Annotated in this window: 14 protein-coding genes and 1 rRNA gene; 14 read left to right on the top strand and 1 reads right to left on the bottom strand. The window is 26.3% G+C overall.

The window, feature by feature from the left end:
- Positions 1–27 precede the first annotated feature (27 nt).
- From ACTTBE_RS04290 to ACTTBE_RS04265, 6 genes are read left to right on the top strand one after another with little or no spacing between them, the layout of a single operon-like run.
- Positions 28–1161, top strand: coding sequence for a glycosyltransferase (locus ACTTBE_RS04290; protein WP_440677272.1), 1134 nt, complete (start codon positions 28–30; stop codon positions 1159–1161).
- Between the two features lie 13 nt (positions 1162–1174).
- The gene (locus ACTTBE_RS04285) at positions 1175–2191 is read left to right on the top strand and encodes an NAD-dependent epimerase (RefSeq protein ID WP_440677270.1); all 1017 of its coding nucleotides are present in this window, start codon (positions 1175–1177) and stop codon (positions 2189–2191) included.
- Positions 2181–3461 (top strand): Vi polysaccharide biosynthesis UDP-N-acetylglucosamine C-6 dehydrogenase TviB, encoded by a 1281-nt coding sequence (gene tviB, locus ACTTBE_RS04280; protein ID WP_440677269.1) that lies wholly within the window; start codon positions 2181–2183, stop codon positions 3459–3461. Before ACTTBE_RS04285 ends, tviB begins: the two co-directional genes overlap by 11 nt.
- 11 nt (positions 3462–3472) lie before the next feature.
- Positions 3473–4426 (top strand): NAD-dependent epimerase/dehydratase family protein, encoded by a 954-nt coding sequence (locus tag ACTTBE_RS04275; protein ID WP_440677268.1) that lies wholly within the window; start codon positions 3473–3475, stop codon positions 4424–4426.
- Positions 4419–5543: a glycosyltransferase gene (locus tag ACTTBE_RS04270; protein WP_440677266.1), complete on the top strand. Its 1125-nt coding sequence runs from the start codon at positions 4419–4421 to the stop codon at positions 5541–5543. The genes ACTTBE_RS04275 and ACTTBE_RS04270 overlap by 8 nt, the downstream gene beginning before the upstream one ends.
- Positions 5544–5545: 2 nt before the next feature.
- Entirely contained in the window at positions 5546–7039 is a 1494-nt protein-coding gene (locus tag ACTTBE_RS04265) for a polysaccharide biosynthesis protein (RefSeq protein ID WP_440677265.1), read from the top strand.
- A gap of 13 nt (positions 7040–7052) precedes the next feature.
- Here the strand turns inward: ACTTBE_RS04265 and ACTTBE_RS04260 are convergent, their stop codons facing one another.
- Positions 7053–8078: a glycosyltransferase family 4 protein gene (locus ACTTBE_RS04260; protein ID WP_440677263.1), complete on the bottom strand. Its 1026-nt coding sequence runs from the start codon at positions 8076–8078 to the stop codon at positions 7053–7055.
- A gap of 154 nt (positions 8079–8232) precedes the next feature.
- Here ACTTBE_RS04260 and ACTTBE_RS04255 point away from each other — a divergent pair, with 154 nt between their 5' ends.
- The 8 genes from ACTTBE_RS04255 (at position 8233) to ACTTBE_RS04220 (ending at position 13457) form a co-directional block, all read left to right on the top strand.
- Complete coding sequence (locus ACTTBE_RS04255; RefSeq protein WP_440677262.1) at positions 8233–9498, top strand: O-antigen ligase family protein; 1266 nt, start codon at positions 8233–8235, stop codon at positions 9496–9498.
- 65 nt (positions 9499–9563) lie between these two features.
- Positions 9564–9678: ribosomal RNA gene (gene rrf, locus ACTTBE_RS04250) — 5S ribosomal RNA — on the top strand.
- A gap of 15 nt (positions 9679–9693) precedes the next feature.
- Entirely contained in the window at positions 9694–9819 is a 126-nt protein-coding gene (gene ykgO, locus ACTTBE_RS04245) for a type B 50S ribosomal protein L36 (protein WP_008545413.1), read from the top strand.
- Between the two features lie 5 nt (positions 9820–9824).
- Complete coding sequence (locus ACTTBE_RS04240) at positions 9825–9935, top strand: aa3-type cytochrome c oxidase subunit IV (RefSeq protein ID WP_440677260.1); 111 nt, start codon at positions 9825–9827, stop codon at positions 9933–9935.
- An 18-nt stretch (positions 9936–9953) separates the two neighbouring features.
- Positions 9954–11042, top strand: a complete 1089-nt coding sequence (locus ACTTBE_RS04235) for an NAD(P) transhydrogenase subunit alpha (protein WP_440677259.1) — start codon at positions 9954–9956, stop codon at positions 11040–11042.
- A gap of 4 nt (positions 11043–11046) precedes the next feature.
- Complete coding sequence (locus ACTTBE_RS04230; protein WP_262590263.1) at positions 11047–11355, top strand: proton-translocating transhydrogenase family protein; 309 nt, start codon at positions 11047–11049, stop codon at positions 11353–11355.
- Positions 11356–11358: 3 nt separating this feature from the next.
- The gene (locus tag ACTTBE_RS04225) at positions 11359–12753 is read left to right on the top strand and encodes an NAD(P)(+) transhydrogenase (Re/Si-specific) subunit beta (protein ID WP_440677258.1); all 1395 of its coding nucleotides are present in this window, start codon (positions 11359–11361) and stop codon (positions 12751–12753) included.
- Positions 12754–12758: 5 nt separating this feature from the next.
- Positions 12759–13457, top strand: coding sequence for a transaldolase family protein (locus ACTTBE_RS04220; RefSeq protein WP_440677256.1), 699 nt, complete (start codon positions 12759–12761; stop codon positions 13455–13457).
- Positions 13458–13477 lie beyond the last annotated feature (20 nt).

Genomic DNA, 13477 nt, shown 5'->3' with positions numbered 1-13477 from the left:
ATAAATTGTAAATTTATTAAAAATTTTATGAAAGTTTTACATATAATTACTGGACTAGGTGATGGAGGTGCTGAACATGCATTATTTAAAATTTGTAAATACGATACGTCGAATAAACATGTAGTTGTTTCATTAAAAGGTCCTGGGAAATATTATTTATCATTAAAAAAAATAGGTATCGAAGTTTATTTTTTAAATTTTACTTTTTTTTCATTTTTCAAATTTATAATATTAATTAAACTTATCCGTTCAATAAAACCTGATATAGTTCAAACTTGGTTAGTGCATGCTGATTTTCTAGGAGGTATAGCTGCTCGATTGTCTGGTATAAAAAATATACTGTGGAATATTCGGTATTCAAATATAGAAATAGGAAAAGCTAAATTTACTACTATTTTAACAATAAGAGCTTTATCTTTGCTTTCATATATTATTCCAAAGACTATTATAACTGTTTCAAAAAATGCTAAAAGAATTTATAAAAAAATTGGATATAATAGCAAGATAATTAGATTTATTCCTAATGGATATGATTTGTCGATTTTGAAGATTAACAAAAATCAAAGAATAAAATTTAGAAAAAAAATTAAAATAAAAAAAGAAACACCGCTTATTGGTAAGGTTGCTCGTTATGATCCACAAAAAGATCACTTGAATTTACTGAACGCTCTTTATTTAATTAAATCTAAAAATATCAATTTTTATTGTGTTCTTATTGGTTTTAACATTGATAAAAAAAATATTATGCTAAATTCTGAAATTAAAAGATTAAAACTTTCTAAAAATGTTAAATTATTGGGTCAAAACAAAAATATTTCAGAAGTAATGAATGGTTTAGATTTGCACGTATTAAGCAGTAGGTATGGCGAAGGTTTTCCTAATGTTATTGCAGAGTCGATGGCATGTGGAACACCTTGTGTAGCAACTGACGTTGGAGACTCAAATTTAATAATTGGTAAGACAGGATGGATTGTTCCTCCCAGGAGTTCATTTAAGTTAGCAAAATCAATTGAGAATGCATTAAAAGAAAAAACTACTATTAAATGGAGCAAAAGGTGTAAAAGTGCGAGATTAAGAATAAAAAAAAATTTTAGTATAGGTAATATGATAAAATCGTATAATAAGATTTGGATAAATTCTTATAAAAAAAATATTTACTAAATTAAAAAAATATATGAGGACCACAATTGTAACTGGCTCAGCTGGATTTATTGGATCTTCAGTTTGTATTAAAATTCTTGAAAAAGGGGAGAGAGTAATAGGTATTGATAATCACAATGATTATTATGATCCAAAGATTAAAGAAGCAAGATATGAAAGGCTAAAGAAATTTTCAAATTACGAACACTTTAGAATTGATTTAAGTGATCAAAAAAATTTAGAAGAAATATTTAAAAATTATAAGATCCAAGTTGTAGTAAATTTAGCTGCACAAGCGGGTGTACGTTACTCTATTGAAAAACCTCTGGCTTATATAAATAGCAACATAGTTGGATTTGCAAATATTTTAGAAAACTGTCGTAAATATAAAATAGAGCATTTGGTTTACGCTAGCACATCAAGTGTATATGGAGCTAATACTCAGATGCCTTTTTCAGAGCACGATAGTGCAAATCACCCACTTTCTGTTTATGCAGCTTCAAAAAAATCCAATGAACTTATGGCACATGCATATAGTCATCTTTTTAAACTACCAACTACTGGGCTTAGGTTTTTTACAGTTTATGGACCTTGGGGTCGTCCTGATATGGCATTATTTAAATTTACCAAATCTATACTAAACGAAAAATCAATTGATGTTTTTAATAACGGAAACCATACTAGAGATTTTACTTATATTGATGATATTGTTGAGGGTTTAATTAAAACCTTAGACTATCCTCCAAAAAGTAATTCAAATTGGAATAGTTTCAAACCAGATCCTGCAACAAGTAAAGCACCATGGCGAATATACAACATAGGTAATAACAAACCTGTAAAACTAATGGATTATATTGATGCTCTTGAAAAAGCTTTAGGTAAAAAAGCTAAACTAAATTTTTTACCATTACAACCAGGTGATGTGCCCGATACATTTGCGAGTGTGAAAAACTTAAATGATGAATTTGATTACAAGCCCTCAACATCAGTAGTAGACGGTGTTTATAATTTTGTGAAATGGTATAAAGATTATTATCAAGATGAAAAATAGCAATGAAGATTTAAAATTAGCAATAATTGGATTAGGATACGTTGGATTACCACTTGCGTTAGAGTTTTCTAAAAAAAAAAATGTAATTGGTTTTGATATTAACAAAACCAGAATCAAAGAATTAAAATCAGGAATAGATAAAAATTTAGAATTTAATAAAGATGAATTAAATAAATATAAACGGCTAAAATTTACTAATAGTATAAAGAATTTAAAATCTGTAAATTGTTTCATCATAACTGTGCCAACTCCAGTCGATGAATTGAAAAAACCAAATTTGATGCCATTATTGAATGCTACTGAGATGATTGGCAAAGCTTTAAAAAAAGAAGATTTAATTATCTATGAGTCTACAGTTTATCCGGGCTGCATTGAAGAAGAATGTGTGCCAATATTAGAAAAAATTTCTGGTCTAAAATTTAATCAAGATTTTTTTTGTGGCTATAGCCCAGAAAGGATCAATCCAGGAGATAAAAAACATACTATTTCAAAAATTAAAAAAATTACCTCAGGATCTACACCACAAGTTTCTAAATTAGTAGATGATTTATATAATGAAATTATAACAGCAGGAACTCATAAAGCACCAAGTATCAAAGTTGCTGAAGCAGCAAAAGTGATTGAAAATACCCAGCGTGACTTAAATATTGCTTTAGTAAATGAGCTATCTATTATTTTTAGTAAACTTAAAATTGATACAGAAGATGTTTTAAAAGCTGCAGAAAGTAAATGGAATTTTTTATCTTTCAAACCAGGGTTAGTAGGAGGACATTGTATAGGAGTTGACCCTTATTATCTTACTTATAAAGCAAAAAAAATTGGTTATCATCCAGAGATTATTTTGTCTGGTAGAAAAATTAATGACAATATGGGAAATCATGTAGCTTTGAATTTAATTAGAGAATTTAAGAAAAAAAAAATTAAAATAAAAGGGTCAAAAATTCTAATAATGGGCTTAACTTTTAAAGAAAATTGTTCAGATGTCCGAAATTCTGGAGTTAAATCAGTTGTTGATAGATTAAAAAAATATAATTGCAGTTTAGATCTATATGATCCCTGGGCAAATGAAGATGAAATAAAAAAAATATATGGCCGTCGTCCTATTTCAATTTTAAATAATAACAAGTATGATGGGATCTTGTTAGCTGTTGCGCATAAAAAATTTTTAAAAATTGGAGAAGCCAAAATTATAAATTTATGTAAAAAAAATCATGTGATTTATGATTTAAAATATTTATTTTCTAAAAAAAGAATTTCTTTAAGATTATAATATTAATAAAAATGGTAATTGTTGTTCTAGGATATACAGGATCAATTGGTGGTAGTATTTTAGATGACTTAATTAAAAGCAGCTCTTTTAAAATTATATGTGTTGGAAGAAAAACTAAAAATAAACCTTATTTAAATCCTAATATTAAGTATCATAACTGGGATTTTAATTCATTTAAAAGCTTAGATTTATTATTTTTAAAAAAAGCAGACGTTATCATTAATTGTGTTGGCAAAATGAATAACAGTTTAAAAGATCTGGAAAATACTAATTTTATTTTCATTCAAAAATTGCTTAAATATATATCTGTTAATAAATTAAAGGTTAGATTAATTCATTTAGGAAGTGTTGCTGTTTATGGAGGTGAAGAAAACTATTTTGGGAGAAGCAAAATTATATCTGAAAATAGCAAAGTAATTCCCAATGATTTATACTCAAATTCAAAATTTAAAGGAGATCTGATAATACAAAATGCTGTTAAAAAAAATTTAGATAAAAAATTTTCGTACACAATTTTAAGAATTACCAATGTGTTTGGTAATACAAAAAAATCAAATTTATATAAATACCTATTATTTTCATTACATTATGGTATTTGGATAAGGAGTTTTGAAAATGTTTTTTTTAATTTTATAAATGTGAAAGATGTATCTCAAGCTGTCTTGTTAACTATATTTAACTTAAAAGTTTCAAGGAATAAGATATATATTGTTTCAGATGATTGCAAACAAAATCAAATTTATCAAAAGTACCAAAATTTTTTTAATAAAAAAATAATTCAAACTCAATTGTCAATAAATGTAATTAGATTTTTTATTAATTATTTTCCTATTCCAAAAAAATTACGTAATTTATTATTTTTGATTTCGAATAGAGTTTCTTACAGTAATAAAAAAATAAAAAATGAGATTAATTTTAAACCAAAATTTTCATTAAGAAAAAAAATAAAACTTTTAAATGAATAAAAAATTTAAAGTAGCTTTAATTTCAAATACATCAACTTTTTTTAATTCGTTTACTCTTAAACATATTGAGGCATTAAGCAAAAAATATAAACTTTTTGTATGTTGTAATGATCCCTATAATTTAAAGAAAATTATTCCAGAAAATGTATCTTTAATTAATTTAAATTTTAAAAGAAATATTAGTTTTTTTGACGATGTAATTTCATTTTTTTTAACTTTATTTTTTTTTATTAAAGAAAGGCCAAATTTATCAATTTCATTTACACCTAAAGTAGGTTTGATTGTTGCATTCGCTTCTTTTATTACAAAAACTCCAATTCGTATTCATTGGTTTACAGGACAAATTTGGGCAAATAAAAAAGGAGTATTAAGAAAATTTTTAAAAACAATAGATAAAATTATTTTTTTAATTTCACATAATGTTTTAATTGATAGCATTTCTCAAAGAAAGTTTTTAATTAAAGAAAAAGTTATTTCAAAAAAAAAATCCATTGTTTTTCATAAAGGATCTGTAGGTGGTGTTAATATTAATAAATTTAAATTTAATAAAAAAAAAAGAAACTTTTTGAGAAAAAAATATTTAATTTCTCAAAATACTTTTGTTTTTTTGTATTTAGGAAGAATTAACAAAGACAAAGGTATTAAAGATCTTCTAAAAGCTTTTGAAAAAATTAGTTGTGGCCATGACACAATTTTAATAATGGTTGGTTCATCAGAAGATGATAAATTATTAAATGAAATCAAGTATCAAAAAAAAATTTTATATTTTGATTATACTTCAAAACCTGAATATTGGTTTTCATTGGCAGATATTTTGTGCTTACCTAGCTATAGAGAAGGATTTGGTAATGTTATTATTGAGGCAGCTGCTTGCGGTATCCCTTCTCTTTGCTCAAACATATATGGTCTACAAGATGCTATTGATAAGAAAAAAACTGGTTTTTTTCATAAAGCTGGAAACTCAAACGATATACAAAGAAAAATGTTATATATCTTAAAAAATAAGAAATTGACAAAAAGGTATGGTTTATTTGCAAAAAAAAGAGTCTTAAAAGATTTTGAACAAAGTATATTAACTAGAAATTTATTACAATTTATAAATTCTTATACTGTTTGAAAATGAAGTCTAAATTTACCATAAAAAAAAATGTATTAGTTTATGGCGCTGGTGAAGCTGGAAGACAACTGGTCTATTCTTTAGAAAATAATACTGAATTTGAAGTAGTTGGCTTAATTGATGATAATAAAAAATTAAATAAAAAATTTTTTTTGAATAAAAAAATTTACCCTTCATCAAATTTAAAAAAATTAATTAGGAAAAATGATGTAAGTTTGGTTTTTATGGCAATGCCATCAGTTGGAAGAAGTAAAAGAAATAAAATAATTAATAAATTAAATAAATTCAAATTGGTTGTTAAAACTTTACCCAGTATATCAGAAATTATTGATGGCAGAGTAACCGTTTCAGATATACAGGATGTAAATATAGATGATTTATTAAATCGAGAAGAAGTTGAACCAGATATTAGATTGTTAAATAAAGATATAGACAAAAAAATAATACTTATAACAGGTGCTGGAGGATCAATAGGCTCTGAGCTATGTCGTCAAATCATAAAATTAAAACCAAAAAAAATATTATTGTTAGAATTAAATGAGTTCGCTCTCTATAAAATTTATGAAGAATTAAAAAATTACAATAAAAAGCAAAAAATTATCCCTTTGTTAGTTGATGCTAAAGATCAATCTAAATTGGAAATAATTTTTGAGACATTTAAAGTTAATACGGTATATCATGCTGCTGCTTACAAGCATGTGCCGCTAGTAGAAGAAAATATTTGTGCAGGAGTTAAAAATAATGTCTTTAGCACCTTAGCTATGGCAAAAGCTACAGTAAATAAAAAAGTCTCAAATTGCGTGCTAATATCAAGTGATAAAGCAGTAAGACCAACAAATGTAATGGGCGCTTCTAAGAGGCTTGCTGAACTGTGCGTGCAAGGAATTTATAATAATCTTAAAAATATCAAGACTAATTTTTCAATAGTTAGATTTGGGAATGTATTAGAATCTTCAGGTTCGGTAATTCCAAAATTTAAACAGCAAATAATTCAGGGAGGACCTGTCACTCTAACACATAAACATGTTACTAGATATTTTATGACTATTACTGAGGCAGCTCAGTTGGTGATACAAGCAGGTGCAATGGGTAAAAATGCAGAAGTATTTGTACTTGATATGGGAGAAAGAATTAAAATTTTAGATCTTATTGAAAAAATGATAATTCTATTAGGATTTACTGTTAAAAATACTAAAAATCCAAAAGGAGATATTGAAATTAAAATTATAGGATTAAGGCCTGGTGAAAAATTATATGAAGAGTTGTTAATAGGCGATAGTCCAGAAAAAACAAATCATTCTAAAATTAAAAAAATTAACGATCCTTTTATTCCTTTCAATAAATTAGAAACGAAATTGAAAGAATTAGAAAAATTAATAAAAAAGAATAAGGCAGATAAAGTTAAAAATTTATTAAACAAAATAATTAAATCTTATAAATCAAATTCAAAAATGGTAGACCATATATATATTGAGAAAATAAAACGTAAAAAATAGATTTAATATATGATTAATTAAATGTTTTTCTGGAATAAATATTTCTAAAAAGTAAAAAAATTAGAAATAATATTATAAACAGCAACAAAGATATTAGTTCATTAAAAAAAATATAGCTCATATATCCAAAAGCGAAAAAGGTAATGTTTAATAAAGTGATTAAGAAATTTGTTGCCAAAGTTGATTTTGTTTTTCTAAATAGAATATGATGTAAGTGATCTTGTCCAGGTTTAAAAAGCTTTTGATTATTTTTTATTCTAATAATGTTTATAGATAGGAATTCATAGACAAAAATAGCAACTGACCAAGCTAATAAAATAGGATGAATTAAGTTTTCATTGGCAAAAAAAATTAAAATAAAAGATATTACGAAACCTAACAGCAAACTACCGCTATCTCCTAAAAAAATTTTTGGAAGTTTTAAGATAGAAAAATTAAATAATAAAAAAATTATTATTGATAAAGTTATAATGGCTAAAAAAAATTCAGTACTCTGATCTCGAACTAGATAGTGATTTTCTTGGACAACTAAAAAGTAAAGTATAGATAATGTTGAGATTGTGGTAAAACTTAATATGCCATCAATGCCATCAAAATAATTAAAAGCATTTATTAAAAATAGTACAGATAAAAAAGTAAATGGTATTGAAAAAACTCCTAGATCTAAAATAAATAATCCATAATTTCCAATTTCTGCAAGAGAAAAGTTTTCGAAAAAAATCAAATAGAAAATTGGAATAATTTGTAAACTTAATTTTCCACCAGTATTTAAATTATATTTATCGTCAATTAATCCCACAACCGAGATCAAAAAGCCTATAGACAATATAAGGCTTAAATTTGGGTTAAAACTGTCGAACAAAAATATTGAAAATAAAAAAATAATACTTAGAGTTATTCCACCTGTATAAGCTGTAGCTTTAGAATGAATTTTTCTTTTATTTGGTAAATCAACTAATTTTAATTTGTAAGAAATTTTACCAGATAAAAATAAAATTATAATATTTACCAAAAGAAATATTGTTATAGTGCTTATCATATTTTTAATTAGAGGTTTTATTCTTTAAATGTATATAAAAATATATAGATAAAAAATAATATTTAAAATGTTAAATATAATTTAAAATTTAAATTTTGGTTCAAATAAAATTTTAATATTATATAAATTGTCTTAATTTATAGGGTTTTTTTTAATGATCTTTAATTCTGTTAATGAAAAAATTTTTTTTTATACTTTTCCAGTTTATTTATTTTCTTTAATTCCCTTTTTTTTAATTACAGGTCCTTTTCTTAGCGATCTTGCAATTTCTTTAGTAGCATTAATATTCTTGGCTTATTGTTACAAAAGAAATGATTATTCATACTTTAAAAATAGATATTTTTATATTTTTTTAATTTTTTGGATTTATTTAGTATTTAATAGCTTATTTAATAATTTAAATTTTGACAGTCTAAAAATCTCTATTTTTTATTTTAGATATGGTGTTTTTGTAATTGCAATAATTACACTATTGGGTTTCAATGATGGCTTTGTTAAATATTTTTTTTATTGTATTTTTATTTGTTTTGTAGTTTTAATTTTTGATGGTTTTTATCAATATTTTTTTGGAGAAAATATTTTAGGTTGGAAAAGTTCTGTCAGAGTCTCGAGTTTTTTTGGTGAGGAAAAAATTTTGGGAAGTTATTTAAGTAGATTGTGGCCAATTTTTTTTGGATTATCAATTTTTTATTTAAAGAAAAAAGACAAACTATTCTTTTTGTTTATTTTGGTATTTATTTTTTCTGAAGCATTAATTTTTTTGAGCGGAGATAGATCTGCTTTTTTTAACATAAATCTTTCAGCAATTTTTGTTATTTTATTGTCACAAAAATTATTTAAATTAAGGTTAATTACTTTGTGCTCAAGTATTGTTTTGCTTTTAATCATAAGTTTTATTAACCCAACCGCAAAAGAAAGAGTTTTTGATCAAACAATAAAGCAAATGAATTTGCAAAACAGTAACCAAGATGATTACAAGAATATTTATATATTTTCAAAAGAACACACTCATCATTACATCACAGCTTATAGAATGTATTTAGATAATAAAATTTTTGGTGTTGGAGTTAAAAACTTTAGAAAATTTTGCAAAAATGAAAAATATAGCGTAAGTGAGTTATCATGCGCTTCTCATCCACACAATACCTATGTCCAGGTTTTAAGTGAAATTGGAATAACTGGTTTTATATTTTTAATATCAATATTATTCTACTTTTGTTTTAATATTTTAAAGCATTTGATATTAAGATTTAAAGGTAAAAGTTACTTCTCTGATTTTGAAATATGCTTATTGTCTGTTATTGCAATATACTTGTGGCCCTTTATTCCTACTGGGAATATATTTAATAACTGGCTTAATATTGCTTTGATCTTAAATTTACCTTTTCTTTTTTGGGCTAAAAAGTTAGCTAATTCTTAATATCTTAATAATAAATAATTTTTTTTATTCTTTACTAAATAGTTTTTTTTAAGTAAAAGAAGCCGCCTGGTAATTATTGCGAAAGTGTTATACCCGATCCCATACCGAACTCGGAAGTCAAGCCTTTCAGCGCCGATGGTACTTTGTCTTAAGACATGGAAGAGTAGGTCATTGCCAGGCTAATTTATAATAAATATGAAAATAAAAAGCTCATTAAAATCAATCAAAAAAAGAGATTTAAACTCTAAACTTGTTCGAAGAAGAGGTAGAGTTTACGTGATTAATAAAACTAATCCAAAATTTAAAGCAAGACAAAAATAATTTTTATGGATAATGAAAACCATAAAAATACCTGGAATAATTTTACAAAATTTGTTTTATGGGGAACAGTTGCTGTTATTATGGTTTTAGTTTTAATGGCAATATTTCTTTTATAGTATCAAAATTTATTTTTTATGAATTTAGCATCAATTTCAGAAAACCATAATATTGAGAAAAGAATAGCAATTACCCCAGAAATTGCAAAAAAATATATCGATTTGGGATTTAATTTAACATTATCAAATAATTATGGAGCTCACTTAGGTTTTAGTGATGAGGAATATAAAAATTTAAAAGTTAATTTTTTAGATAATGAATATGAAATAATTAAAAATTCTGAGATACTTATTCAATTAGGATTGCCAGAAGATAAGAAGTTGTCATTATTTAAAAAAAACCAAACTTTAATTGGTTCATTAAATGCTTTTTTAAATAAAGAAAAATTAGATAATTTAAAGTCTAAAAAAATAAATTGTTTTTCATTAGAGTTGCTGCCAAGAATAACAAGAGCTCAATCAATGGATATTCTATCATCACAAGCTAACCTTGCTGGATACAAAGCTGTAGTTGAGGCTTTCCAAGTTTATGAAAAAGCAATACCAATGATGATGACAGCAGCTGGAACTATTCCTGCAGCAAAAATATTAGTGGTTGGAGCAGGAGTTGCAGGATTACAAGCTATTGCTACCGCTAAAAGAATGGGTGCTGTAGTATTTGCAACTGATGTCAGAATGGCATCTAAAGAACAAGTTGAAAGTTTAGGTGGAAAATTTTTAACTGTAGAAGGGTCTGAAAATTTAGAAACTGAAGGTGGTTATGCAAAGGAAGCTTCAGATGAATTTAAAAAAAAACAGGAAGAATTATTAACAGAGACATTAAAAAAAATTGATATAATAATTTGTACTGCGTTAATTCCTGGTAAAGAAGCTCCAAAAATTATTAAAGAAGAAATGTTTAAAAATTTACAACCAGGTTCAGTAATTTATGATTTAGCAGCCGTTCAAGGAGGAAACACTACTTTTACTGAAGTTGATAAAACTGTTGAAAAAGATGGTGTTAAAATTCTAGGAGAGGCAAATATTTTAAATAAATTACCTGTATCAGCTTCTAATTTGTATGCTAAAAATGTATTTAATTTTATCTCTAATTTATACGATAAAGAAAATAAGAAATTAAATATAAATTTAGAAGATGAGATAATAGAGAAAACACTTATTAAATAGTATTATGGAAATAGATCCTTTTATATTCAGATTAAGTATATTTATATTGTCAATATTTGTTGGTTATTATGTGGTGTGGAGTGTAACCCCCTCGTTACATACACCATTGATGTCAGTAACTAATGCAATCTCCTCAGTAATCATCGTTGGTGCAATCATTGCAGCTTTATCGGGGAGTGATGGAGTAGTGTTTTCTTCATCTAGTATTTATGGATTTTTAGCGATTATTTTAGCAGCGGTTAATATCTTTGGTGGATTTTTAGTTACTCAAAGAATGCTTGCAATGTATAAAAAGAAGAAAAAGGATAAATAATTCATGTCTGCAAATCTATCTGCAATCTTATATTTAGTATCTGGGGTGTTATTTATCTTAGCTTTACGAGGCTTGTCATCTCCTGAAACCTCAAGACAAGGAAATTTATTTGGAATTATTGGAATGTTAATAGCTGTAACTGTTACATTTTTGTCTGTTGGAAACTTTTCATCAGGTTTCATTTATGTTCTTATATTTTTAGCCATTGGCGGAAGTATTGGAGCATTTATTGCATATCGTATTCCAATGACAGCAATGCCAGAATTAGTGGCTGGTTTTCATAGCTTAGTTGGTCTAGCAGCGGTATTTGTTGCAATCTCAGCATTCATAAATCCTACAGCCTTTAATCTTGGAACGCCTGGAAATATTAAGCTTGCAAGCTTAATTGAAATGGCAATAGGAGCAGCTGTTGGTGCAATTACTTTTTCTGGTTCAGTTATAGCTTTTTTAAAATTACAAGGAATTATGTCAGGTGCACCAATAACTTTTAAAGGTCAGCACTTATTAAACGCTTTGTTATTAATATTTATTGTAATTTTAACAATTTATCTTTGTTCAACTCAATCATCTAATTTATTTTGGTTATTAATTGCAGTTTCTTTTTTAATTGGGTTTTTAATTATCATTCCTATTGGTGGCGCAGATATGCCTGTAGTAATTTCAATGTTGAATTCTTATTCAGGTTGGGCAGCAGCTGGAATTGGATTTACTTTAGAAAACACAGCATTGATCATCACAGGCGCATTAGTTGGATCATCTGGTGCAATCCTTTCATATATAATGTGTAAAGGAATGAACAGATCATTCTTTAATGTAATACTAGGTGGTTTTGGTGCTACAGACCAAACAACCGGAGGCCAAACTAAAGAGCAGAGACCAGTAAAAAGTGGCAATGCAGATGATGCAGCTTTTTTAATGAAAAATGCTTCTTCAGTAATAATTGTCCCAGGGTATGGGATGGCAGTAGCTCAAGCTCAGCATGCCTTAAGAGAGATGGTAGATACTTTAAAGAAAAATGATATCAAGGTATCTTACGCCATACATCCCGTTGCAGGAAGAATGCCCGGTCACATGAATGTATTGTTAGCAGAGGCAAATGTACCATACGACGAAGTATTCGAATTAGAGGAGATTAACAACGATTTTGCAAATGCAGATGTTGCTTTTGTAATTGGTGCAAACGATGTTACAAATCCTGTTGCAAAAACTGATCCACAAAGTCCGATTTATGGAATGCCAGTTTTGGATGTTGAGAAATGTAAATCAGTGCTATTTGTTAAAAGAAGTTTATCCCCAGGCTATGCTGGAATAGATAACGACCTTTTTTATAAAGAAAATACTTTAATGTTATTTGCAGATGCAAAAAAAATGACTGAGGATATTACGAAGAATTTGTAGATCTTATGAATACTAAGGTTTTTTGTGATATTGCAGACATATCTTTAATAAAAAAATTTAATAAAAAAAAAGTTGTAAAAGGATTTACGACAAATCCAAGCTTAATGAGAAAAGCTGGAGCAAAAGATTATAAATTGTATTCTAAAAAAATACTTGAAGTTTGTAATAAGAAGCCAATTTCATTTGAAGTATTTGCTGATAATCAAAGATCTATGATTAAGCAAGGAGAAAAAATAAATACTTGGGGTAAAAACGTATACGTTAAAGTTCCAGTGGTAAACTCAAAAAATAAGTTTTCTGGAAACGTGATAAAAGAGCTAAACAGTAAAAATATTAAGTTAAATATAACTGCGGTATACACAGCTAATCAAACTGCAAAAATACTTAAAGTAATAAATAAAAAAACAAAAGTAATAATATCTATTTTTGCAGGAAGAGCAGGAGATACTGGAAAAGATCCAATTCCTGAATTTATCAAAAGTATAAAGTTAGCAAAGAATTATAAAAATGTAGAAATCTTATGGGCCAGTGTCAGAGAGCCATACAATTACTTGCAAGCTAAGCAATTGGGGTGTCATATAATTACTATTCCACCAAATTTAATTGAAAAAATTGAAAAATTTGGAAAATCTTTTAATCAGCTTACTGTTGAAACAGTGAAGTCATTCCTGGGTGATAGTAAAAAATCAAAGTTTAAAATTTAAAGATATTTAAATAATAATTC

This window comes from Candidatus Pelagibacter sp. HIMB1587, from assembly GCF_052047775.1.
GTDB lineage: Bacteria > Pseudomonadota > Alphaproteobacteria > Pelagibacterales > Pelagibacteraceae > Pelagibacter.
The sequence above is the reverse complement of the archived record's forward strand: the minus strand, read 5'-3'. Positions and strand labels throughout refer to the sequence as shown.